This window comes from Streptomyces atratus, assembly GCF_014648655.1.
Classification (GTDB): domain Bacteria; phylum Actinomycetota; class Actinomycetes; order Streptomycetales; family Streptomycetaceae; genus Streptomyces; species Streptomyces atratus.
In genome coordinates this window covers 358,825-381,920 of record NZ_BMRN01000006.1, presented here as the reverse complement: position 1 = coordinate 381,920, position 23,096 = coordinate 358,825, and the positions used below count along the sequence as shown (strand labels likewise).

General features: G+C 67.8%; 23 protein-coding genes, 1 tRNA gene and 3 pseudogenes. 15 read left to right on the top strand and 12 right to left on the bottom strand.

The genetic code is table 11. The features are described 5' to 3' along the window. The coding region (gene dnaK, locus IEZ15_RS13885) for a molecular chaperone DnaK (protein WP_189276881.1) at positions 1 to 1,139 on the bottom strand (1,139 nt) is incomplete at its 3' end. A 307-nt stretch (positions 1,140 to 1,446) separates the two neighbouring features. Between dnaK and IEZ15_RS13880 the strand changes: the two genes are divergently transcribed. The 5 genes from IEZ15_RS13880 (at position 1,447) to IEZ15_RS13860 (ending at position 7,199) form a co-directional block, all read left to right on the top strand. After that, positions 1,447 to 2,124, top strand: a complete 678-nt coding sequence (locus IEZ15_RS13880; protein WP_189276878.1) for a sugar transferase — start codon at positions 1,447 to 1,449, stop codon at positions 2,122 to 2,124. A gap of 102 nt (positions 2,125 to 2,226) precedes the next feature. Beyond that, on the top strand, positions 2,227 to 4,494 hold the full coding sequence (locus tag IEZ15_RS13875) for a (Fe-S)-binding protein (RefSeq protein ID WP_189276875.1): 2,268 nt from the start codon (positions 2,227 to 2,229) through the stop codon (positions 4,492 to 4,494). A 194-nt stretch (positions 4,495 to 4,688) separates the two neighbouring features. Next, positions 4,689 to 5,645 (top strand): Yip1 family protein, encoded by a 957-nt coding sequence (locus IEZ15_RS13870; protein ID WP_189276873.1) that lies wholly within the window; start codon positions 4,689 to 4,691, stop codon positions 5,643 to 5,645. A 256-nt stretch (positions 5,646 to 5,901) separates the two neighbouring features. Beyond that, on the top strand, positions 5,902 to 6,336 hold the full coding sequence (locus IEZ15_RS13865) for a hypothetical protein (RefSeq protein ID WP_189276871.1): 435 nt from the start codon (positions 5,902 to 5,904) through the stop codon (positions 6,334 to 6,336). Beyond that, positions 6,333 to 7,199, top strand: a complete 867-nt coding sequence (locus IEZ15_RS13860) for a hypothetical protein (protein WP_189276869.1) — start codon at positions 6,333 to 6,335, stop codon at positions 7,197 to 7,199. The genes IEZ15_RS13865 and IEZ15_RS13860 overlap by 4 nt, the downstream gene beginning before the upstream one ends. Before the next feature lie 31 nt (positions 7,200 to 7,230). Here the strand turns inward: IEZ15_RS13860 and IEZ15_RS13855 are convergent, their stop codons facing one another. Together IEZ15_RS13855 and dcd are read right to left on the bottom strand one after the other, a co-directional pair. Then, positions 7,231 to 7,731 carry a phosphoribosyltransferase gene (locus IEZ15_RS13855; protein ID WP_114245346.1) on the bottom strand — a complete coding sequence of 167 codons (501 nt, stop codon included), beginning with the start codon at positions 7,729 to 7,731 and terminating at the stop codon, positions 7,231 to 7,233. Positions 7,732 to 7,737: 6 nt separating this feature from the next. After that, positions 7,738 to 8,313, bottom strand: a complete 576-nt coding sequence (dcd, locus tag IEZ15_RS13850) for a dCTP deaminase (protein ID WP_114245347.1) — start codon at positions 8,311 to 8,313, stop codon at positions 7,738 to 7,740. A gap of 467 nt (positions 8,314 to 8,780) precedes the next feature. Between dcd and IEZ15_RS13845 the strand changes: the two genes are divergently transcribed. Further along, a tRNA-Gly gene (locus IEZ15_RS13845) sits at positions 8,781 to 8,854 on the top strand. Between the two features lie 51 nt (positions 8,855 to 8,905). Here the strand turns inward: IEZ15_RS13845 and IEZ15_RS13840 are convergent. The 7 genes and pseudogenes from IEZ15_RS13840 to IEZ15_RS13815 all read right to left on the bottom strand — a co-directional run. Beyond that, positions 8,906 to 9,037 (bottom strand): annotated as a pseudogene (locus tag IEZ15_RS13840) (tyrosine-type recombinase/integrase); the annotation flags it as partial. A 154-nt stretch (positions 9,038 to 9,191) separates the two neighbouring features. Further along, positions 9,192 to 9,629: an NUDIX hydrolase gene (locus IEZ15_RS13835; protein ID WP_189276867.1), complete on the bottom strand. Its 438-nt coding sequence runs from the start codon at positions 9,627 to 9,629 to the stop codon at positions 9,192 to 9,194. A gap of 30 nt (positions 9,630 to 9,659) precedes the next feature. After that, the gene (locus tag IEZ15_RS13830) at positions 9,660 to 10,451 is read right to left on the bottom strand and encodes an SDR family NAD(P)-dependent oxidoreductase (RefSeq protein ID WP_189276865.1); all 792 of its coding nucleotides are present in this window, start codon (positions 10,449 to 10,451) and stop codon (positions 9,660 to 9,662) included. Then, positions 10,432 to 10,710 carry a hypothetical protein gene (locus IEZ15_RS44635; RefSeq protein ID WP_229845876.1) on the bottom strand — a complete coding sequence of 93 codons (279 nt, stop codon included), beginning with the start codon at positions 10,708 to 10,710 and terminating at the stop codon, positions 10,432 to 10,434. Before IEZ15_RS44635 ends, IEZ15_RS13830 begins: the two co-directional genes overlap by 20 nt. 173 nt (positions 10,711 to 10,883) lie before the next feature. After that, complete coding sequence (locus tag IEZ15_RS13820) at positions 10,884 to 11,333, bottom strand: helix-turn-helix domain-containing protein (RefSeq protein WP_189276862.1); 450 nt, start codon at positions 11,331 to 11,333, stop codon at positions 10,884 to 10,886. A gap of 432 nt (positions 11,334 to 11,765) precedes the next feature. Next, positions 11,766 to 11,849: pseudogene (locus IEZ15_RS44630) on the bottom strand (VOC family protein); the annotation flags it as partial. A gap of 236 nt (positions 11,850 to 12,085) precedes the next feature. Next, positions 12,086 to 12,616, bottom strand: a complete 531-nt coding sequence (locus tag IEZ15_RS13815; RefSeq protein WP_308427402.1) for a MarR family winged helix-turn-helix transcriptional regulator — start codon at positions 12,614 to 12,616, stop codon at positions 12,086 to 12,088. Positions 12,617 to 12,707: 91 nt separating this feature from the next. Here IEZ15_RS13815 and IEZ15_RS13810 point away from each other — a divergent pair, with 91 nt between their 5' ends. From IEZ15_RS13810 to IEZ15_RS13780, 7 genes and pseudogenes are all read left to right on the top strand, one after another. Then, complete coding sequence (locus tag IEZ15_RS13810; RefSeq protein WP_189276861.1) at positions 12,708 to 13,301, top strand: malonic semialdehyde reductase; 594 nt, start codon at positions 12,708 to 12,710, stop codon at positions 13,299 to 13,301. A gap of 135 nt (positions 13,302 to 13,436) precedes the next feature. After that, the gene (locus IEZ15_RS13805) at positions 13,437 to 14,678 is read left to right on the top strand and encodes an MFS transporter (RefSeq protein ID WP_189276859.1); all 1,242 of its coding nucleotides are present in this window, start codon (positions 13,437 to 13,439) and stop codon (positions 14,676 to 14,678) included. Between the two features lie 77 nt (positions 14,679 to 14,755). Next, positions 14,756 to 15,277: a cupin domain-containing protein gene (locus IEZ15_RS13800; protein ID WP_189276857.1), complete on the top strand. Its 522-nt coding sequence runs from the start codon at positions 14,756 to 14,758 to the stop codon at positions 15,275 to 15,277. Next, positions 15,274 to 15,672 (top strand): VOC family protein, encoded by a 399-nt coding sequence (locus IEZ15_RS13795; protein WP_189276855.1) that lies wholly within the window; start codon positions 15,274 to 15,276, stop codon positions 15,670 to 15,672. Before IEZ15_RS13800 ends, IEZ15_RS13795 begins: the two co-directional genes overlap by 4 nt. Positions 15,673 to 16,162: 490 nt before the next feature. Next, on the top strand, positions 16,163 to 16,501 hold the full coding sequence (locus IEZ15_RS13790; protein WP_189276853.1) for a transcriptional regulator: 339 nt from the start codon (positions 16,163 to 16,165) through the stop codon (positions 16,499 to 16,501). Between the two features lie 55 nt (positions 16,502 to 16,556). Then, a pseudogene (locus tag IEZ15_RS13785) lies at positions 16,557 to 16,952 on the top strand (nucleotidyl transferase AbiEii/AbiGii toxin family protein); the annotation flags it as partial. 354 nt (positions 16,953 to 17,306) lie between these two features. Further along, complete coding sequence (locus IEZ15_RS13780) at positions 17,307 to 17,729, top strand: YjbQ family protein (protein ID WP_189276852.1); 423 nt, start codon at positions 17,307 to 17,309, stop codon at positions 17,727 to 17,729. 427 nt (positions 17,730 to 18,156) lie between these two features. On the opposite strand, the gene IEZ15_RS13775 is transcribed toward IEZ15_RS13780, so the two are convergent. Further along, positions 18,157 to 20,019: an APC family permease gene (locus IEZ15_RS13775; RefSeq protein WP_229845885.1), complete on the bottom strand. Its 1,863-nt coding sequence runs from the start codon at positions 20,017 to 20,019 to the stop codon at positions 18,157 to 18,159. Positions 20,020 to 20,497: 478 nt separating this feature from the next. Beyond that, on the bottom strand, positions 20,498 to 21,022 hold the full coding sequence (locus tag IEZ15_RS13770; RefSeq protein WP_189276850.1) for a DUF5994 family protein: 525 nt from the start codon (positions 21,020 to 21,022) through the stop codon (positions 20,498 to 20,500). A 285-nt stretch (positions 21,023 to 21,307) separates the two neighbouring features. Here IEZ15_RS13770 and IEZ15_RS13765 point away from each other — a divergent pair, with 285 nt between their 5' ends. Further along, on the top strand, positions 21,308 to 21,868 hold the full coding sequence (locus tag IEZ15_RS13765) for a DUF5994 family protein (protein ID WP_189276848.1): 561 nt from the start codon (positions 21,308 to 21,310) through the stop codon (positions 21,866 to 21,868). 250 nt (positions 21,869 to 22,118) lie between these two features. Then, positions 22,119 to 22,379, top strand: a complete 261-nt coding sequence (locus IEZ15_RS13760) for a hypothetical protein (protein ID WP_189276923.1) — start codon at positions 22,119 to 22,121, stop codon at positions 22,377 to 22,379. Positions 22,380 to 23,096: the final 717 nt, after the last annotated feature.

Sequence of the window (23,096 nt, the reverse complement as noted above, 5' to 3'; positions counted from 1 at the left end):
GTCATGATGCCGCCCTTGGTCTCGATGCCGAGGGACAGCGGGGTGACGTCGAGAAGCAGGACGTCCTTGACCTCGCCCTTGAGGACACCGGCCTGGAGCGAGGCGCCGATGGCGACGACCTCGTCCGGGTTCACACCCTTGTTGGCCTCCTGGCCACCGGTCAGCTCCTTGACGAGCTCGGCGACGGCCGGCATACGGGTGGAGCCACCGACGAGAACGACGTGGTCGATCTCGGAGAGCTGGATGCCCGCGTCCTTGATGACGTTGTGGAACGGGCCCTTGCAGCGGTCCAGGAGGTCGGCGGTGAGCTGCTGGAACTGCGAGCGCGTGAGCTTCTCGTCCAAGTGCAGCGGGCCCTCGGCGGACGCCGTGATGTAGGGCAGGTTGATCGTGGTCTCGGTCGAGGACGAGAGCTCGATCTTCGCCTTCTCCGCAGCCTCGCGCAGACGCTGGAGAGCCATCTTGTCCTTGGACAGGTCCACACCGTGACCGTTGGCGAACTGCTTCACCAGGTAGTCGACGACGCGCTGGTCCCAGTCGTCACCACCGAGGTGGTTGTCACCGTTGGTGGCCTTCACCTCGACGACGCCGTCACCGATCTCCAGCAGCGATACGTCGAAGGTGCCACCACCGAGGTCGAAGACGAGGATCGTCTGGTCGTCCTTGTCGAGCCCGTACGCCAGCGCGGCGGCCGTCGGCTCGTTGACGATACGCAGGACGTTCAGGCCCGCGATCTCGCCGGCCTCCTTCGTCGCCTGACGCTCGGAGTCGTTGAAGTACGCGGGGACGGTGATGACCGCGTCGGTCACCTTCTCACCCAGGTACGACTCGGCGTCCCGCTTCAGCTTCTGCAGGATGAAGGCGCTCATCTGCTGCGGGTTGAAGCTCTTGCCGTCCAGGTCGATCTTCCAGTCAGTGCCCATGTGGCGCTTGACGGAGCGGATGGTCCTGTCGACGTTGGTCACTGCCTGACGCTTGGCGACCTCGCCGACCAGCACCTCGCCGTTCTTCGCGAAGGCGACGACGGACGGCGTGGTCCTGGCGCCCTCTGCGTTGGTGATGACGGTGGGCTCGCCGCCTTCGAGAACGCTGACGACGGAGTTAGTCGTGCCCAGGTCGATGCCGACCGCACGTGCCATTTCAATTCCTCCAGCTTGACTACTTGAGTGGAACTGACTCAAGGATGCACGACAGGCGCCCCAGTGTCAACAGAGTTGAGTCGAGGCAACTCAACTATCGTGCACGCACCTCGCGCGCACCAGGAGATCAAGGACGACACCCGCCCGCCCAGTGGGCCACGCAGGCCGCCCCCATCATCGCGTCATGGGATCGTTCTGTCACAAAAGGCCGTGAGTCACGCAAAACCGGCACTCGATCCGCCCGACCCCCAGGCAGGTGCGAACGATGCAGAGGCAGAGACAGAGGCAGGGGCAGAGACCGGGCCGCATGCCGATCCGCACGCAGGTCCGTGTGCAGGCACAGCCGCGGGAGTGGACATGGGAGTGGCTACGGGAGTGGAGGCAGGCGTGGCCGTCGGCCAAGCGCGTACTGGACCTGACCCTCGGCTCGGTCCTGCTGCTCCTGGCCGCCCCCCTGCTCGCCGCGGGCGCCCTCGCCCTCGCGGCGCAGCGGCTCCCCGGCGGCGTACTGACCCGCTCACCCCGGATCGGCCTGGGCGGCCACCCCTTCGTACTGCACTCGCTGCGCACCCGGCGACTGCGGCTGGATCTGCTCTCCCGGCTGCCGCACGTCGTACGGGGGGACCTCTCCCTGGTCGGCCCGGAGCCCCTGCCACCGGACGACGAGCGGGCCCGGGCCCCCGGAGCCGATGCCGATACCCCCGAAATCGCTGCCGCCACCGCCGCGAGACACTGGCGACAGGAACTGAAACCGGGCCTCACCGGCCTGGCGCAGGTACGCTCCCGCTCCGGAATGCCGTGGGACGAGCCGGCCCTGCTCGACCAGCACTACGCCGAGCATCACTGGGTGGGGCTCGACCTGGCCATCCTGGCGAGAGCCGTACACACTCCGCTGCGCAGGGCGATCCGCGGACTCACCCGGCACGGCAAGGCACACCTGAGCGACACAGATCACCGCCGGTGCGGCTACAGCGCGGCGGAATAAGTGGATAGTGTCAGCACAGACTGATTAAGTTACTGCTTAGTATTCGCCAGTATTCGCTTGTAGACGCTGGATCCCACCCTCGCAGGCCCGAGGAGCCCCCAAATGCAACTCGCCGCGATCATCGTGTCGCTGGTGCTGACTGTGGTCGGCGTTGCGCTCATCGCCCGAGCCGTCGCGCAGATCTACCGGTTCGTCAAGCTCGGACAGCCGGTCCCCGCAGGCAGCCGCACCGACAACATCAAGCAGCGCACGATCACCCTGGTCAAGGAGTTCCTCGGCCACACCCGGATGAACCGGTGGGGGATCGTCGGCTTCGCGCACTGGTTCGTCGCCATCGGCTTCCTGACGCTGCCGCCGACGCTGCTCCAGGCATACGGGCAGCTCTTCAAGGCCGACTGGGTCCTGCCGATCATCGGCAACTGGCCGCCGTTCGAGATGTACACCGAGTTCATCGGTCTGATGACGACGGTCGGCATCATCGTGCTGATCGCCATCCGGCTGCTGAACCTGCCGTCCCGGGCCGGCCGCAAGTCCCGTTTCGCGGGCTCCAAGGCCTGGCAGGCGTACTTCGTCGAGTACGTCATCCTCGGCATCGGTCTGGCGATCCTGACCCTGCGCGGCCTCGAGGGCGCGATCCACCACGTGGAGGGCTACGAGGCCTCGTACTTCATCTCGTACCCCCTGGTCCTCGCCTTCAAGGGCCTCACGCTCGGCACGCTGCAGAACCTCATCTACTTCACCGCGATGATGAAGATCGGCATCTCGCTGATCTGGATGATCACGGTCTCGCTCAACACGAACATGGGTGTCGCCTGGCACCGCTTCCTCGCCTTCCCCAACATCTGGTTCAAGCGGAACGCGGACGGCGCGGTCGCGCTCGGCGCGCTGCAGCCGATGACGTCGGGCGGCAAGGAGATCGACTTCGAGGACCCGGGCGAGGACGACGTCTTCGGTGTCTCCCAGGTCGAGCAGTTCTCCTGGAAGGGCATCCTCGACTTCTCCACGTGCACGGAGTGCGGTCGCTGCCAGTCGCAGTGCCCGGCCTGGAACACGGGCAAGCCGCTCTCCCCGAAGCTCCTGATCATGTCCCTGCGCGACCACGCGCACGCCAAGGCCCCGTATCTGCTGGCCGGTGGCGGCAAGGACATGGAGGGCAACGAGAAGGCGTCCGAGGAGCAGCTGAAGGACGTCCCGGCCGCGGCTCTCGCGGAGGCCGAGCGCCCGCTGATCGGCACCGCCGAGGAGAACGGCGTCATCGATCCGGACGTGCTCTGGTCCTGCACCACCTGCGGTGCGTGCGTGGAGCAGTGCCCGGTCGACATCGAGCACATCGACCACATCGTCGACATGCGCCGCTACCAGGTGATGATCGAGTCCGCGTTCCCGTCCGAGGCGGGCACGATGCTCAAGAACCTGGAGAAGAAGGGCAACCCCTGGGGGCTCGCCAAGAAGCAGCGCGTCGAGTGGACCAAGGAGGTCGACTTCGAGGTCCCGATCGTCGGCAAGGACGTCGAGGACCTGTCCGAGGTCGACTACCTGTACTGGGTCGGCTGCGCGGGCGCCCTGGAGGACCGGGCCAAGAAGACCACGAAGGCCTTCGCGGAGCTCCTCCACATCGCGGGCGTGAAGTTCGCGATCATGGGCGGCGACGAGAAGTGCACCGGTGACTCCGCCCGCCGCCTGGGCAACGAGCCGCTGTTCCAGCAGCTCGGCCAGGAAAACGTCGCGATGCTGAACATGGCGTTCGGCGAGGACGACGAGGATGCGGCGACGAAGAAGCCGAAGTCGTCGAAGAAGATCGTCGCGACCTGCCCGCACTGCTTCAACACCATCGCCAACGAGTACCCGCAGCTCGGCGGCGAGTACGAGGTCATCCACCACACCCAGCTGCTCCAGCACCTCATCGACGAGGGCAAGCTGATCCCGGTGACGCCGGTCGAGGGCCTGATCACGTACCACGACCCGTGCTACCTGGGCCGTCACAACAAGATCTACACCCCGCCGCGCGAGATCATCGCGAAGGTCCCGGGTCTCAGGAACGAGGAGATGCACCGCCACAAGGAGCGCGGCTTCTGCTGCGGTGCCGGTGGTGCCCGGATGTGGATGGAGGAGCGGATCGGCAAGCGCATCAACAACGAGCGCGTCGACGAAGCACTCTCTCTCAACCCGGACATCGTCTCCACCGCCTGCCCGTTCTGCCTCGTCATGCTGACCGACTCGGTCAACGGCAAGAAGAACGAAGGCAAGGCGAAGGAATCGGTCCAGGTGGTCGACGTATCGCAGCTGCTGCTGGACTCCGTGAAGACCCCGGCCGACCCGGCCGGCGAGGCGGAGCCGGCGGACGCACCGGAGCCCGAGCCGGTGAAGTAGCCAGGGCTGTCGTGCGACAGAAGCGGCCGGACCTGCCTCGGGGGCAGGACCGGCCGCTTCTGTGTTCCCGCACGGCTGCGTATGGGGCCGACCCCCCAGGGTTCCCCTAGGGGATGTCACAGCTCGGCCGCAATGGCGGGCAGGTTCCCCAGGCCCTCTCACCGCACCCGCGCAGACCAGGTACGTTCGATGACGTGGCTGGATTCAGGATCGGACGCGGCCGGGACAACCGCACCCCGCAGCAAGCGCAACAGCAACCGCGGCAGCAGCCGTACGGCACACAGGCACCACCGCCGTACGCCCAGCAGCCATGGCCGCCGACGGGAGGCAACGGCGCCCCGCCCCCGTACAGCAACGGCGGGCACGGTGGAAACAACGGGCCCGGCGGGCACAACGGCGGCTACGGCAACGGCTACAACAGTGGCGGCCACGGCGAGCCGGAGTATTTCGGCGACCCGTACCAGCAGCCCCACCACCCCCACGGGTCCCCCCAGCACGGCGACCCGTACGCCAACTCCCCCGGCCACACCCAGGCGTTCAGCATCGGCGAGGACCCCTACGGCGACGGCAACACCTACCGCGCCGGCCAGGCCCCCGCCCAGCCCGCGGGCCCGCGGCTGCCGTGGAAGGACCTGCTCACCGGCATCGTGCTGCGCCCGGGACCGACGTTCTGGCAGATGCGCGACTACCCGGTCTGGGGCCCGGCGCTCATCGTCACGTTCCTGTACGGCCTGCTCGCCCTCTTCGGCTTCGATCAGGCCCGGGACGACGCGATCCACGCGACGATCTCCACAGCGGTCCCCTACGTCGTCATCACGGGCATCGGCTTCGTCATCGGCGGCCTGGTCCTGGGCGCGGTCACGCATACGCTCGCCCGCCAACTCGGCGGCGACGGCTCCTGGCAGCCGACCGTGGGCCTCTCCATGCTGATCATGTCGATCACGGACGCTCCCCGCCTGATATTCGCGCTCTTCCTCGGCGGCGAGAACTCCCTGGTCCAGGTCCTCGGCTGGATCACCTGGCTGGCCTCGGCCGCGCTCTTCACCTCGATGGTGAGCAAGTCGCACGACCTGCCGTGGCCGAAGGCGCTGGGCGCATCCGCGATCCAGCTGATCGCGCTGCTGTCGATCATCAAGCTGGGCACGATCTGACAGCATCCGACCATCTGAGGAAGAGCCCCCGACACGCCGCGTCGGGGGCTCTTCCTCATGCGGGTGCGACTGCTCACGGATGACCGTGCCGCGCATCTCGGCCAGGTGTCCCGACGGAGAGATCACGCACCGGCCCGGCGCCCTGCCGGGCGTCCACGAAGCACCCTCCCGCTGCCCCAACTCGCGTACATCACACCCCTGTTGGTGCCCTAGAATGACGCCTCCGCCCGGAGAACCCATGTGAGAAGGAGTCGCTGTGGACGCCGAACTGTTGGCCCTCGCATCGGCCGCGGGAACGGCGGTGGTGAGCGCGCTCACCACCGATCTGTGGGAGCGCGCCCGCGCTTCCGTCGGCGCCCTGTGGGAACGCGCCTACCCCGATCGGGCCACCACCGTGCAAGCAGACCTGACGGACACCCGGACGCTGCTGCTCACCACCGACGAGGTCACGCCGGGCGGAACGGACATCGAAGAAGTGTCCGCGCAGGAGTGGCGCCTGCGGTTCCGCCGGCTGCTCAGCACACACCCCGACCTGGCCCAGGAACTGCGTCGCGTACTGGTGGAGGAACTCACCCCGGCGCTTCCGGCCCAGCAGACGCCCCAGAGCGGATCCACCGTGTTCCACGCCGCACCGACCGGCCACGCGCGGGTTTACCAGTCCGCCGGGGACATGAACATCAACGAACGATGACCGGACAGCCACAGACACCGCCGAACCAGCCGGGCGACGCAGCCGACCGCCCCGCCGAGCAGTCCACATCCTTCACCGCGACCCCTGCGGACCGGGCACGGACGTACCAGACCGGCCGGGACCAGAACATCCACGAGCACCACCACTACGCACCGGCCGCACCGCCCACAGCCCCCGCGCCGACGCGCGGCACCCTGAAGTCGGGCGTGACCTGGTCGTTGGCCGCAGTCGTGATCCTGGCGCTCGGCGCCGTCGTGGGCGTGGACCTGTGGCAGCGGCACACCGCGCAGGACACCGGTCCCGCCGGCGAGACGGCGGCCCCGCCGGTCACGGCTTCGGCCTCCTCGGACCGGCCCCGCAGCCCCTCGCCGAGTCCGACGCCTCCGGCATCGAAAGCGAAGCCGAACCCGCCCGCCCCGGATCCGGCCCCGAGCCCCTCGCAGTCCGGCCCGCCGCCCAACCCGGCAGGGGAAAACTGCGGCCGCTGGAACACGACGAAAGTCCCCCGCACAGAGGTCCGCGCCTGCGGCCGTGTCGAGGACGACCGCTTCTACATGATCGCCGAGTGGCGCACCACGTCAGGCTCCGCGCTGGTGGACGTCTATCTCTGGCTGAAGGACAACACAGGCAAATCGGTGATCTACCCGGAGCAGGGCTCACCCACCGGCATCGGATTCCATGCCATGGCGGCGTGGCCGACGCCGCAGGACAAACCACAGTGGAAGGAGTGGGAGGTCCGCCGGGACCTGGTGCACGGTGCGTCGTACGAGGTGTGCGTCTCCGTGACCGAGAGGAACGGCGCGGGCCCGAGCATCTACAACCCGACAGTGTCGGGTTTCCAGTACCGCCTCATCTACCCCTGACCCACGCACCACCGGTCGCGGACCGCCGGCCCTACGCGTCGAGAACCTGCCCGCTGCGCCGCACGACGGGCTTGTCCACGCTCCACGGGAAGTTGATCCAACGATCGGTCTTCTTCCACACGTACTCGCATTTCACGAGCGAATGCGACTTCTCGTAGATGACCGCGCTGCGCACCTCGGCAACATGATCGATACAGAAATCGCGCACCAGCTTCAGCGTCTTCCCGGTATCGGCGACGTCGTCGGCGATCAGAACCTTCTTGTCCGAGAAGTCGATGACATTCGGAACGGGCGCCAGCATGACCGGCATTTCCAGGGTGGTACCCACCCCGGTATAGAACTCCACGTTCACCAGATGAATGTTCTTGCAGTCCAAGGCATAAGCGAGCCCACCCGCGACGAATACCCCGCCCCGCGCGATGCTCAGCACGACATCGGGCTCGAATCCGTCGTCGGCCACGGTCTGCGCCAGCTCGCGCACGGCCTGACCGAACCCCTCGTACGTCAGGTTCTCCCGCACATCATCGCTCATCCGGCATCACACCTGGGTCCGGTGGAAATTCATGAACGAGCGCGACGCGGTCGGCCCGCGCTGGCCCTGATACCGCGATCCGTACCGCTCGGAGCCGTACGGGAACTCCGAGGGCGAACTCAGCCGGAACATGCACAGCTGCCCGATCTTCATCCCCGGCCACAGCTTGATCGGCAACGTCGCGAGATTCGACAGTTCCAGGGTCACGTGCCCGGAGAAACCGGGGTCGATGAACCCGGCAGTCGAATGCGTCACAAGACCGAGCCGCCCCAGCGAACTCTTGCCCTCCAGCCGCGACGCAAGATCGTCGGGCAGCGAGACGACCTCGTACGTCGAAGCGAGCACGAACTCACCGGGGTGCAGGATGAACGCCTCGTCCCCGTCCGGCTCGACCATGCGCGTCAGATCGGCCTGCTCGACGGCTGGATCAATATGTGGATAGCGGTGGTTCTCGAACACCCGGAAGTAGCGGTCGAGCCGCACATCGATGCTCGAGGGCTGCACCATCGACGCATCGAACGGATCAATGCGTACACGTCCGGCGTCGATCTCGGCCCGGATGTCCTTATCTGAGAGAAGCACGCCCCGAGGATACGCAGAACGCGCGGGCCCGCCCCAATCCGGGACCGCCCCGCGCGCCTGTCACCGCTCCTACCGCTCCTCGAACACCACAGGCACGGCATGCCGAAGCCGCGCACAACGAGGACAGCGAATGAGCCGCCCGGGACCGATCCGCCCGGACCCGAGCTGCTGCATCGGGAACGAAGCGGTAGTGAAAACGTGCCCTTCGGCACACCGGACGACGGTGCGCTCCATGGAGTCCATCAAGTCCCTTCCCCAACAAACCTTGGACGAGAAAGCCACATTAGGGGATGAACAGGACGCCACTCCAGGCGGCACTCCGACCACCCACGCTACGCCCCAACTGCCGCCCCCGGCACCCGCATCCACCATCCCCCCACAACAAAAAGGGCCCCACGGCTCAAACGCCGGGGACCTGGCATGGGGTACAGTGTGGACGGTGCGGAGCTGATCAAACAGCTCGCTTCGCGGGTGTAGTTTAATGGTAGAACATGAGCTTCCCAAGCTCAGAGCGCGAGTTCGATTCTCGTCACCCGCTCCACACGAAAGCCCCAGGCCAGCAGCCCGGGGCTTCTTTGTTGTCTGGACCAGTTCAAGCGTCCCGCACCAGATCCGCACCAGAAGGCTTCTCCTTGGCCCTCTCGCGGGCGGCGCGCACGAGGTCGTTCAGTCCGCTCGCGACCTCCTGCTGTCGCTCAAGGTCCGAGTGCTGGTAGATCACCGCTCGGCCTCAGGAGCCGCGGGTGCGGTTCGCTGCCCGGCACTCCGCCAAGTCCTTCCGACATCAACACGGTGCCGAGCCAGCAGTGCATAGGAACGCCACCAGGGCCGACTCATCTCAGTGTCGACCCCAGCGGTGTGTTGATGTGCTCGAAGGCTCAGAGCGATGCCTCGCCTCCGAGGCTTCCGGCGCTGATGGCTCCCCGGAGGACGTGGGCGATCTCCTCGGGCTTGAGGTCGATGCCGTCGAGCCCCTCCACGGTCAGCGGGATCTCCTCCAACGCGTATTCGCCGCGGCCCTCGGCGCTGAACTCGGGACCAGTGCGGTCATCGAAGGACCAGGTCACGATGCGAGCGAGGTAAAAGAGTTGACGCTCGTCGTCGGACTCCATCGTGTGGAGGAGGCGGATGATGTCGGCCTTCCCCGCGATCTCCTCGTGGATCTCCCGGTGGAGGGCGGCCTCCCGGGACGCGTCGCAGGGTTCGACGCCGCCGCCGGGCAGGACCCAGTACTCGGGGATGCCGGGCCTGGTACGGCGGATGACCAGCATCGTTTCGTCGGCGGTGATCAGGACAGCGCGGACTCGTTCGATCATTTCGGTTTGTCTCCTTGCTCGTTGACGGTCTCAGTGCAGCAGCCAGCCGCCGTCGACGTGGACGGACTGCCCCGTGATGAACGAGGCGGAGGGGCCCACGAGAAACGCCACCAAGGCCGCGACATCCTCGGGCCGGCCACGGCGCGGGACACACTGACGCTTGATCTGCTCCTCCGGCCGCGCACGGTGCCGGGCGGGGAGGGTGTTCTCGGCCTCGACCTGGATGGCCCCGGGCAGGACCGTGTTGACGCAGATCCCGTACGGGCCCAGTTCGCGGGCGAGGGAACGGGTCAGTCCCAGCAGCCCTGCCTTCGCGGTGCTGTACGCGACGAGGTTCGTCCGGCCGGCGCGGGCGTTGACACTGCCGATGTTCACGATCCGGCCCCAGCGGCGTTCGATCATGCCGGGGGTGAACGCGTGGCACGTGCGGTAGTGAGCGGTGAGGTTCACGTCGAGGGAGTAGTTCCAAGCGGTCTCGTCGGTGTCCTGCCAGGCGACGCGGGGGTAGGCGCCGGCGTTGTTCACCAGGATGTCGACGGGTCCGATCTCGGCGCGGACGAGGTCGGCCATGGTCTGGACGGCACCCGGATCGGTCAGGTCGGCGTTCACCGCGATTCCGGGGCTTCCTGCGCGCTCGAAGGCGGCAAGGAGGGCGTAAGCGTCGGGGTCCTGGCCGAGGTGGTTGACCGCGACGGTCGCTCCGGCGGCGGCGAGCGCCCGCCCGATCTCAGCGCCGATGCCGGTGGCCCCGCCGGTGACGAGGGCGTTGCGGCCCTGGAACGGCCGGGTCTGGAGAGGGGTCTCAAGCAGGGGCAGGGGCATTGCTGCTCCGTTCGCCAAGATCGAGGTGAGGGGCCGGTGTGGTGGTGAAGAAGGTGTCGATCGTCGTGCGCGGGTTCTGGCTCTCGGCGAGCTTGATCAGTACGAGCAGGAGGTCGTGCCCGGTCAGCCGGGAGGCCGGGATGACCCCGAGGATGCGCAGGGCGAGGAAGGCGTGGATCTCCTCCAGGCCGCTGCCGGGGCAACCGCAGCAGCCGACTCCGCCGAACGCCTTCCCTCCCGGACGATGACCCGCTCCCACTCCGCGAGCAGCCGTTCGGACCACACGATCTCGTGGATGGAGTCCTCAGTGAGGGCCAGCATCACGTCCATCACCGAGAACGGAAACAAGACGTTGGTGTCCACAAAAACCCGCGCTGCCACGCTCCCCCTCTTTCTCTTTCACGTCTTTCACGGCTGCCAGTGACACCCACATCAATAGGGCAGGTCGACGCCTTCCAAGGCGTCGGCGATCTGACGCCGCCCCTCCCTGCGGCGCTCACGCCGCTGCTGAAACGCCAGCACGTCCGCAAGGCGGACCACGCGGTGACTGCTGCCAGGCAGGTTCATCGAGGGGATGTCGCCGGCATCAAGCAAGCGTGCGACGAACGGCCGAGACAGACCCAGAAGTTCAGCGGTCTCAGAGGGCGACAACTGCACCTCGGACGCCAGGACCGTAACCGCATGCCCGCGGGCCAGCTCACCGGCCGACGCCAGAAGAATGCGGACCAGCTCCCCCGGCAGTGCCAGTTCGCCGCCATCCGGGGTGCGCACCACCACCTCGACCGACTCCGGTGCCATCCGAGCAGTCGCGGCGAGCGCGCCCTGGTGCGAGGGATTCGGTTCGACCTTCTCAGCACGGGCAAGAACGCTGGAACGAGCCACGGCCGCCTCCCATCACTGACCCCGGCGAAAAATGCATCTGCAATAACTGTAACCGGATGGTCCGGTGGGCAGCCGTGAAGAAGACGCCCCCATGAGCAGCATCGAGCAGCACGCCGCTGGGAGCATGCCGCCGACATGCGCAACGCCTTGTCGGCTTCGCGAGAGCCCCTCACCAACATCACTACCGCGCCGGCAGAAGATCGCCCGCCGGGCCGCCGAGAACATCACCCTGCGCGACTACCCGTCGGCGTGACCCGCACGCCGACGTCCCCGCACTCAGCCACTCGCTCCATCCGACCAGGCCCGACCGAGGTCCTTCCCGCGCCACGACGCGCCGCGCGGCGGACCCGCGGGACGCGGGAGTTCTCCCGCCTGCTGGTTGCATCGAGGGCCGCGTCCCGCCGTGCGGGGCGCGACCGTCGATGTCCGCGACTACGACGGCCAGCCGCCATAGGGCACGGTGATGAGTTCCATGGCATGGCCTGCCGGGTCCATGAAGTAGACGCCGCGACCACGGCCACGGCCACCCCGGCACGGCGGCGAGTTGGTCGTCGGACAGCCGGACATCCGGGCACCCCGGACACCGGGACCGTCACCGACACGCGCCTCCACGGGAGTGGCAGCCCGAAACCGCCTGCGCAGAGTGCGCTCCCTCGACTGAAGGCGAGCTCGGGCGGGGTCGTCGTCGGCATGGGTCATGCGCCTGAGGGTGCGACGGCCCGTCACCTCCGGCTCACGACTGTCGATGGCCCTCACTTGACGGTGGTGTCCCCCAGGGTCTCCAGCACCTGCCGGAGGCCCTCGGCGGTCTTCTCGACCAGGTCGCGGTCCACATCGGCGAGCAGCCGTGCGTAGTTCGCCAGATGGTCGGCGAAGGCGGCCCGGGTCACCTCGTGTCCGTGTTCGGTGAGGCGGATCTTGATGGTGCGCCGGTCGTCGCCTTCGCGCACCCGCTCGACCAGGCCCTTGGCCTCCATCTTGTCGATGCGGTTGGTGATCGCGCCGGAGGTCACCATGGACGCCTTGAGGAAGGATCCGGCGGTGAGGGCGTAGGGCGGCCCTGAGCGCTGCAGTGTGGTGAGTACGTCGAACTCGCCGTGCTCCACTCCGTGCGCGGCGGCCGTGGCCTTGGCGGACTTGTCGACCACCCGGGCCAGCCGCTGGATCCGCCCGAAGAGCTCCACTGGCCAGAGATCCTCCACCACGTCGGGGCGCTCCTTGGCCCACTGACCGATGATCGCGTCCACGGCATCGCTCATCGCCACATTCCTCTCAATGGACACCTTCTCAACGTTAAGAGACTTGACGTTGAAGGAGTCAAGCTGCTTTTATCTCAACGTTGAGATTATCAAGGCTGAACGACAGGAGCACTCGATGTCCTCGCTCACCCTCCATCCCGCCGCTCAGGACCTCCTCTTCCGTGAGGCCCGTACCGCCCACACCTTCACCAGCGAGCCGGTGACCGAGGAGCAGGTCCAGGCGATCTACGACCTGGTGAAGTACGCCCCCACCGCCTACAACCAGTCGCCGCTACGGATCGCCCTGGTCCGCTCGGCCGAGGCCCGCGAGCGGCTCGCGCAGCACATGGACGAGGGCAATCGGCCGAAGATCTCGGCCGCGCCGCTGGTCGCGATCCTCGCCGCCGACAACGAGTTCCACGAGGAACTCCCCGCGCTGCTCCCGCACTTTCCGCAGGCCAAGGACGTCGTCTTCGCCGACCGCCCGGTCCGCGAGGAGTCCGCCCTGCTCAACGCGACGCTCCAGGCGGCGTACTTCATCCTCGGCGTGCGCGCGGCGGGGCTGGCCGCGGGGCCGATGACCGGGTTCGACTTCCCGGGTGTCCAGAAGGAGTTCCTGGACGACGACCACACGCCGCTGATGGTCGTGAACATCGGCCGCCCAGGCGCGGCCGCCTGGCACGCGCGCTCACCGCGGCTCGCCTACGACGAGGTCGTCACCACGGTCTGAGCGACCTGCTCCACCGAGCCTCCCTGGCTGCTCGGACCACCGGAGCTTCAGACCGTCGGAGCCCCGGACTGTCCCGACCGCCTCGGCGCATTCGCGAACCGTCCGCGCCAACCGCCTCACCTTCCGGAGCCCGCCATGCCGCTGCTCGACCGAACCCACCCCCGCCCCACCGCGCAGGCACCGGCCCCCGCTGCCGCGCGGGAATCGCGCCATGTCCCCACCGCATGGCTGGCGTTGCTGGCCACGCCACTCGCCGCGAGCGCCAACAGCCCGGTCCTGATCCTCCCCGACATGGCCGACTCGCTCGGCATCCGTACAGCCACGGCGACCTGGCTCGTCACGGCGTTCGCCTGGGCCATCGCCGTCGGCACTCCGCTGATGGCGGGCCTGCAGCGTCGCCGCGGGCTGGGCAGCACGCTCCGGCTGAGCACGGCCCTGATCGTGGCCGGCACCGCGGTCGTCGCCGTGGCGCCTTGGCTGCCGCTGGCCATGACGGGCCGGGCAGCCCAGGCGATGGGCGGCGCGGGCCTGGTCACAGCGGCGATGAGCCTGGCGGGCTCGGTCCGCAGGATGGGCGTGATCACAGCAGGCTTCGGGACGCTGGGCGCGGTCGGGCCGCTGCTCGGCTCGGCGATCGCGAGCACGGCCTCCTGGCGAGCGTCCCTCGCCGTCGGGGCGGTCGCACTCCTCGCCCTGCCGGCCGTCATGCGCCACGCCGACCTGTCCGCACCGCAGCAGAGCTCCCCCTTCGACGGCCGGGGCGCCGCCCTGCTGGCCCTGATGGCGACGGCCCTGGTACTCATCCCGCGCTACCCGCTCCCAGCTGTGACCGCCTCGTTGGTGATGGCCGCGCTGCTGGCCCTGCACATCCGGTCCAACCCCACAGGCTTCGTCCCGGCATCGCTGCTGCGCACCAGGGCGTTCGTTCTCTCCGCCGCGCTCGCCTGCACCTTCGCGACCTCGTACTTCACGCTGCTCTTCACCGTCCCGCAGCTGCTGCGGGACCGTACCGGCTGGTCGACCTCCACGATCGGCACCGGCCAGTTGGTCGCCCTCCTCGCAGGGTCGGTGCTCTCCATGGTGCTGGCCGCCGCCTCGGCCCGGATGAGCCGCCCGCGGGTCCTGACGATCCTGCTCACGGCCGGAGCCCTGGCTCCGCTCACCGCAGTACTGACCCCCTGGGCGCCACTGCTCCTGCTGGTCGCGACGCTGGCCGTCTTCACGACGAGTGCGGGCCAGGCGACTCTCGCGGTGTTCGCCACCCAGGCCGCGCCGACCGCCCAACGCCCCACGGCGATCGGCCTGTTCAACCTCTGCTACCAGCTCGGCGGCGCCTTCGGCCCAGCGATCGCGGCCCTGATCACCATGGGCGACTGAATCACCCTGCCCCGGTCTCCAGCGCGACGCCGGAGACGACCTGTACGACGGCCATTCACAATCCGAGGATCATGATCATGAACAAGGAGACACCCACCATGTCCGCGTCCAAGACTCCGCCGGCGGCGCTACTGACCCGCCACGCAGATGCCGAGACCTGTGCCGACCCGAGCAGTGTGATGACTCTTCTGGCCGACTCGGACGGCACGGCAGGCGGCATCACGAGCTACCGATCCACCTTCGCCGAGGGCGCGACAGGGGCGCCGGCCCACTTCCACACCAGGGCAACGGAACTGTTCTTCGTGATCAGCGGAGCTCTGCAGGTTCTGGTGGGCGAGGAAGTCACCGTCCTCGAGGAAGGCGACTTCCTCGCGGTGCCTCCCCACACCCCGCACGCCTTCGCGGCTGCCCCGGGTTGTGAAGCGGATGTCCTCTTCGTCTTCACCCCCGGCGTGGGCAGGTTCGACTACCTGCGCCTGCTCGGCCGGGTGATGCGTGGCGAAGCGGACCCGAAGGAGATCGCCGAGTCCTCGGAGCGTTTTGACAACCACTACGTCGACAGCGCTGTCTGGCGCGCGGCGCTGGAGCGTTCCGCGTGATCGACTCCACGACCCCGATCCGGGTGGCCCGGCCCTCGCGGGACCTCGCCGCCGCAGAACGCTTCTACAGGGACGGCCTGGGGCTGACCGTCCTGTGGCAGACGACCGAGCGTGTGCCGGGCGAGCACGACCTGCTGATGCTCGGCCCTACCGGCGGCACCTGGCATTTCGAGCTCACGCATGACCCAGACCACCCACTGGAGCCGACCCCAACGGTGGACGACCTGTTCGTGGTCTACCTCGGCAAGCCGGTGGACGAAGCCCTGATCGACCGCCTCGCGGCGGCCGGCGGTACCCGGGTCCCGGCACACAACCCGTACTGGGACGAGCATGGAGTGACGATCGCCGACCCGGACGGCTACCGCCTCGTACTGTGCTCACGCACCTGGGCATAACAAGCGTCCGACATCTCATGAGCGGAGCCACAGCGAGGCCAGAGGGAACCGGGCTCGATGCCGCCGATCCTTGACGCTATGGAGCACTCTCATGGATCGAATCAAGTCGAAGGAGCGAGGAGCCACGGAAATGGGTGGTGCCTGATCCGTGAGGCACACAGTCACCTGGCGCCAGGGTTTCCTCGCCCAGGACAGGCGCCGCACGAAGTCGGCGGCCGTGCCACAACGTGCCAGTGGAGGCGGTGAACAGCGGTCGACAAAGGAGTCGGCGCAGCACTTCGACCGGCCCTTTTCCGGGCCGTTTTCGCAGGTCAGCGTCCATACTCACCCCCAAGTACCGAGTGATTCCCAAGCTCAGAGCGCGAGTTCGATTCTCGTCACCCGCTCCATGAAAAAGCCCCAGGCCAGCGGCCGGGGGCTTCTTCTGTTGGCAATGCCGTGTCACCGGCTGGCCGAGTGCCCGTGGGGCCTCTTCCTGGATAATCGACGCATGGCATCACAGCCCGGTCTTTCCGATCTCCGCCGCGCCAAGTTCGCCCGGCGCGTGCCCGCAGCGCTCTCCGAGCTTGCCGGCCCCGAGCACGGCACAGTGAGCCTGCCGCTCCACCTTGTGTGGTCAGGACTGACCACGTTCGACCTCGACCAGCCCCGGCTGCGGATGAGCTACTACCGCATCGTCCTGGCCGAGGGCCAGCACGACGACCTGGTCCAGTACCTCAATCGCAGCCTCCTCATCAGCCTGTGGCCCACACTGATCAGCCGTGATGTTCGTGAAGTCTGGGAACGCTCCTTCGACGAACTGGCCCACAGCGCCCAGGCCGCTGCGTGAACCTCACAGACCTGCACCGTCGCCTGCTCGCAGACGTGCTCGCCGTAGGCGGTGCGAAGAGTGCGAGGTCGACATCCTCAAGGAAGCACTCTGGCGGCCACCCGTGCACACACAGCACGGCTTGGTGCTGTCCCTCGAAGATGTCGTCGGAACCAAGGTCCGTGCACTGTCCGACCGCGGACTCGCCAGGGACCTGATCGACGTACAAGCCGCTGCGGACCGCTGGAGCCATGTCGAACTCGAGGAGCTCGGACGGCGCCATGCCCGCGACTCCTTCGAACTGAGCGAGCTGCAAGCGCGACTGGGCGGAGCCGACTGGATCGACGACACGGAATTCGCCGCCTACGGACTCGACGAGCAAGCCATCACCAGGCTGCGGCAGTGGGCACAGGCATGGGCCGACGACATCGGCGAACGACTCCAAGAGCTGGAGGCCCCGCACGAAGACTGATGGCCGCATGGAGACCGGACACGCTCAGCAAGATGCACGTCAGGCTACTCAGCCCCCAGCGACCGTGCCCCATCCGTGCCCTTCGGAGCGGACAGCAGCGGTCAAGCACGGCCACCAGAGCCCGCGCCATCCCTGCCTCTGAGCACAAACAAGCAGGTCAGCGACCTTCCCACTGAGTAAGCACCGCATGGTTGACGCGGAACCCGGGCGACGTCCGAGCTGCCCGGACTACGCGGTGCCAGGTACTCCAGGTGCCGTTGGCCTCGGGGAGCGCGTGCCCTTGCCGGTGGAGTCCCGGAGGAACAACCCATCCGGCCGTCAGTGCTCGGGCTCCGCAATGGGTATCGGTGAACCATGGCTGGCACCTTCACCACCCGCACGATCAACATCACAACCGGCTCCGCGGAGACCCTGCACGACCTCACGAACGCATGCTCCGCGTTCCTCCGAGAGGCCGCTCACGGGCGCAACGGGCTGCTGAACATCTTCACCCTCCACGCGACGTCCGGCCTGGCCATCATCGAGACCGGCGCGGGCAGTGACGATGACCTGTTGGCGGCCCTCCGCAACATTCTTCCCGCGGACGACCGCTGGCAAGACCGCCACGGCAGTCCTGGCCGCGGCAGGGCCCACATGCTCCCGGCTCTGGTCCCACCACACGCCACATTGCCCGTGGTCGACGGTGAGCTGGAGCTGGGGACCTCGCAGTCCGTCGTACTGGTTAACACCGACCGGGACAGCCCCGAACGCCAAGTCCGGCTGTCTTTCCTCAGCTGACCACACAACCCGCGCGGCCCTGCGGCTGGCAGTCCCCTGCTGGCAGCCGGTGCCGTGAGACCGTCCAGTTGCCCGCACGGGAGGCTCCGTATCGGTCCGGCGACCATCGGGGACGCAGGAATCGTCCTGCCTCGCACGGCGGGCCCCCAGACATGAGCGGACGCCATCCGCGCGACTGACCACCGTGCCCTCGGGGAGCAGGCCCGGCAGCGCTCGGCAGGGTTCGCCCCCCACCGCGGATGCCGCCCAACTCGAAGCCGACCGGCTCTCCTTCACCCGCAGCCTCCGCCTCGCCCGCCGCCAGGTCACCGCGCAGGCGGCCGTTTCCCCCTGACCGCCTGGCCACAGCCCTCGGGGATTCAGGCTGAGGTGGGCGATGTGGTAATCGGCATGCCGCGAAGCCACAAGCGTGGCCACGGGAAGGTGGCTACACGTGGAAAGGGACGGTGGTGACGACGATCTTCGGCAGCGGGCGAAGTGCGTGTCGCAGCCGTGGGGCGATCCTGCTGTGCAGCAGGCGGTACCGCCAGCGCATCGTGACGATCTCCGGCAGGATGACCGTCAAGGTGAGGTCCGGGCGCTTTGCGTGCAGGGCTTCGATGTAGTGGACCAGTGGTGCGACGATCGCGCGATAGGGGGAGACCACGACTTCCAGCGGGAGGTGGTCGCCCCACAGGGTCCAGTACTCGCGGAAGCGTTCCGCCTCGTCCTCTTCGGAGCTGACGTGAAGTGCGAGTACGGGCTGGTGGAGCGAGGCGGCATAGGCCAGTGCGCGCATGCCGGCCAAGTCCATGGTCGCGATGGGGACGACCGATAGGTGGCGGATCTCCTCGGGTGTCTCCTCGTCCTCTTCTTCCGTCCGGGCGTCGGGGAGAGCCTCGGGCAGCTGCGAAGTTGTCGCCGGGGACTGTGCCGCGCCACGACTGGGGTGTGCGGGGATGGTTGGGGTGGGCAACTCAATGGCGTGCGGGTGCAGACGAAGCGCCTTGCCGACGGTCTCGTAGTGGCGCCGGATGCGCATCGTCACCACGAGAAACAGTCCGACGGCAAGCACGGCGACCCATGCGCCCTCGGTGAACTTGGTGATGCCGGCGGTGAGGAAGACGACGGCCGACAGCAGGGCACCAGTGGCATTGAAGAACAGGCTCTTGCGCCAGTGGCGTTCACGCAGGCGCCACCAGTGGACCACCATTCCGGCCTGGGACAGTGTGAAGGCCAGGAAGACACCGACGGCGTACAGCGGGATCAGGGATGCCGTCATGCCGCTGAAGGCCACGTAGACCAGCGCCGCCGCGATCGACAGCAGAATGATCCCGTTGCTGAAGGCGAGGCGGTCGCCCAGGCGCAGAAAGATCTGTGGGGCGTGTCGGTCACGGGCAAGCAGGAACAGCACGCGGGGGAAGTCGTTGTAAGCGGTGTTCGCCGCGAGCAGCAGGACCGCGGCCGTGGCGGCCTGCGTGAGGACGTACAGCGGTCCAGAGCCGAAGCTGCGGTGGGCGAGCTGGGAGAGGACCGTCTCCTGGGTGCTGGGCACGACACCGTCGAGTCGGACCATGGCGACCGTGCCGGCGAACAGCACGATGAGCAGACCGACCATCCAAGTCAGCGTGGTGCGGGCGTTGCGCCACTCCACGGGCTTGAATGCCGGCACCGCGTTGGAGATAGCCTCGATGCCGGTCATCGCCGTGGCCCCGGAGGCGAAGGCGCGCATCACCAGCAGTACGCCGACGCTCTCCGTGGCGTTCAGGTGCGGAGCCGCAGTGGGGTGGAAACCACGGCCTGCGGCGTCCACGAGGCCCACAGCGACGAGCGCGAACACCGCGATGATGAAGGCGTAGGTCGGCGCGGCGAACAGTGCGCCGGCCTGCCGGATGCCCCGCAGGTTCCCGGCGAGCAGCAGGGCGATCACGCCGACGCCGATCGGGACGGCATCGGTGGCGAGTGAGGGAACCGCCGAGGCGATCGCCGCGACCCCGGAGGCGATCGACACGGCGACCGTGAGGATGTAATCGGTCATCAGGCCGGCGGCGGCGATCAGCCCAGGAACGCGGCCCAGATTGTCGCTGGCGACGATGTACGAGCCACCGCCGTGCGGATATGCGCGGATCGTCTGACGGTACGACACCCCCACCGCCAGCATCAGGAAGGCAATCGTTGCGGCGATCGGCACGGAGTAGGCGAGTCCAGCGGCACCGCCGAGCACAAGGACGGCGAGCATGGCCTCGGGCCCGTAGGCAACCGAGGAAAGGGCGTCGGCGGACAGGACGGGCAACGCCACCGCCTTGCGCATCCGCTCCTGCGCGATCGCCGTGCTTTTCAGAGCGGCCCCGAGGACGACGCGCCGCACGTGGTAACCCAAGCGGCCCAGTCGGCCGGGGGGCCGCTCTCCCGCGGCCTCGTCGGGGGCGAATGGTTGTCCGCCGAGAGGCGAGACGCTGACCAGACGACCCCAACCGACAGGCTGGATCTCCGCAGGGGACGGAAATCTGCCCAGATCGGAATCCACGGGCAATGCCCGGTGCCACGCCTCGGGAGCCGACACCCGCCCCCACTCACGCCCCACCCGACGCAGCAGCCGCAGCTGCTCCTTGTCGAGCCCCGGCAGGACGGCCGACGTGCTCAGCGCGCCACACAGACCCTCACCACCACCATCACTCTGCGCATGCGTCACATAACACAGTGTCTCCTATGGGCGCCTGTCCAAGCTGCACCTTCGCGGCAACCTGCATCCCTCTCACCGAAGGAGCGCCGAAGCCTCGACGGCTTCCTCACTGCTCACCGCGTTCGCGGCCCGTCTGCGGTTCCTCCGCGGGAACCGGGTGTGCGCGACGGGTGCCGGTATCGATGAGGATCTGCTCGGCCTGCGTGACGTTGCCGGCCTGGACGGCCCTGCCCATCGCGGCGCGGGCTGCTTCAGGTGTCGCGTGCGGTGGGACCACCAGCAGGGTGAAGTGGTCCTGGTCGCCTCGGGTGATCAGGATGGTGTCGTCGCCGACCGGGAAGGAGTCGATGTGGACGACCCGGTCGTCGATGACCAGACGGGTCGGCAGTTCTTCCCAGGCACCGGCGTCGAGGCCGACGCGCAGGATGGGGCCGAGGTGCTCGGTCAGCGCGGCGATCAGACCGGGGAGCTCAGCGCCGATGTCGTGAGAACGCGGCCACCACGCGCCGTCGAGAACTTGCTCGCGGGTGTGCGTGGTCACCAGCCTCAAGAGGGCCGTCCCGGGTCTGACGGCCTGGTGGGCCGCGTCCGGCAGAAGTTGCGGGACGCTGGGAGTGTCGGATTCGGCCATGTGTGTTCGCCCGCCTTCCGGGGCGGTGCGTCCGCCCGGCGAGGTCACCTCGTCACTTCACCGTACTCCGCCTGCCGGGGAGGGTGGCGGGCGCGCCGCGCGGCGGCGGAGCCGGACCCGTGTTCGCCAGGAAGGTTCCTGGTCACGCGTGCCTTTACGGACCGCCGACCGGAGTAAAGTGAAGAGACCGGGAGTACTTCGCACACCGGCTCTCATGCCGGTGCCGTTCTCGGCGAGCAACAGCACCGGGACGTCGAAGACGAACCCCGGGGACAGGTCCGCGCCATGACCGCGACCATCGACCGCACGATCATCAGAGAGCGCGTACCTTCGTCACAGGCCCGCCTTTCCTTCACTCCGGCAGGATCGCCTCCGGGTCTCCTGGACGGCGCCTGGTGGCCTCGCTCTCGCGATCTTTCCCGCGAACTCCCCGCTCTGACGGACGCGCTGGACGCGCGCTGGGACCGGATCACTCATGTCACGGTGAACCCGACCTACTGGCCCGTGGTACCGCGAAGGGTGCCGGTGACCGGGCACACGGTGCACGTGGGCTGGTTCGCCGAAGAGCAGGACCCGAACAAACTGATCCTCTTCTCCTACACCGCGGGACGCTGGGACCTGCTGGTGATCCCACCGGAGACCGACGCTGCCGCCGCCGCCCGGCTGATGTCCGCCGCAGCCACTCCCGGCGGCCTCCTGAGCGCCAGCGCTCTCATGGCGAGCGAGGACGCCACCCGTGAAGCGCGGGAGGCGCTGTGGCAGGAAGAAGGGTGGGAGACCGAAGGCGGAGCCGCCTCGGCGGCAGGGAACCCAACCGGGCTCCTGACCTCAGCTCGAGGGAAGTGAGGGGCGTGGAGACGATCACCACCGGGACTGTGATCACCAACTTGGTCATCGCGGAAAGGTTCCTGATCCATCGGCTCCCCGCGCAGCAGACCGAGCCCTCTGAACCGCCCGCAGCCATCCACCGCGAGCACCACGCCGGGGGGCCATGGATGACACCGGCCTTCTCTCTGACTGGGGGCGGTGGGTGTGGCGCGACGGCATCACACCCACCGACACGTCATCCCTGTCGTCCCTGATGAGCGAGGTCACCGTGAAGTCACCAGAACTCCCCTCGGCCGGCAATGCCGACGTGCGCATCGTCGCCGAGTCCCCCGAAGTCGCCCGTCAGGTCGCAGAAGCTCTCCGTCATTGCTTCGGCGCCACCGAACAGCGCAGCTACCCCGTCGACGACGCGGGCGGAACCCGCCTCCACCTCACCGTCGACACCACTCACACGCCACAGCCGGCACGGCCCTGGCTGGTAACCAGTCAAACCTCCCAGGACGCCCGCACACAGACGGACGAAATCTGAAGCGAGGGCCTGCAACGGGCGGCGGGGCAGGCATACCTGTCGCGCCTGTCCCACAGGCTCCGATTCGGTGCCCGGCACGAGTGGGCGGTGCTCATGGCAACACCGCAAGAGCGGAAGCACTACCGCGACGCGATCATGAAGGCCCTGTACAAAACCACGGAAGGCAATCGCTTCCTTGGCGTTACCGGGGCAAAGCTGTGCGACGGTCTTCAAATCCCTGAGTAGGACCTGGCAGCAGCCTGCACATATCTGGTGGGCGAAGGGCTCGTCACCGTCGACTGGGCACAAGGAAGCACACCCGTGATGGCACACTGAAGCACCAGGGAACCGGCTCATGGAAGCGAAGAAGAGGAACAGAGCTGACGCCACGCAAAAGACGGCTCCGGGGGCCGACGCACCCCATCGACACGGAATGCCTCCTTGTGCGGTAAAAGTTCCTTGCGAATACCGGGTCCGCGCACTCTCACGTGCAACGACCTGAAAGGACGGCCCCGGCGGGTATACGCCGGGGCCGTTGGCAACACGGATCGAGTGGCCGCCGCTGCCAAACGTGCGATAAAGCCCGGTTGTCCTACGGGTTCCGGACCGCGGGTGCTGCAGTTGCCTGGGACAGCACCACAACGGCTTCGGGCGGGGGCGACGACGGTTCGATTCTCGTCACCCGCTCCATGAAAAAGCCCCAGGTCAGCGGCCGGGGGCTTCTTTGTTGTCTGGAGC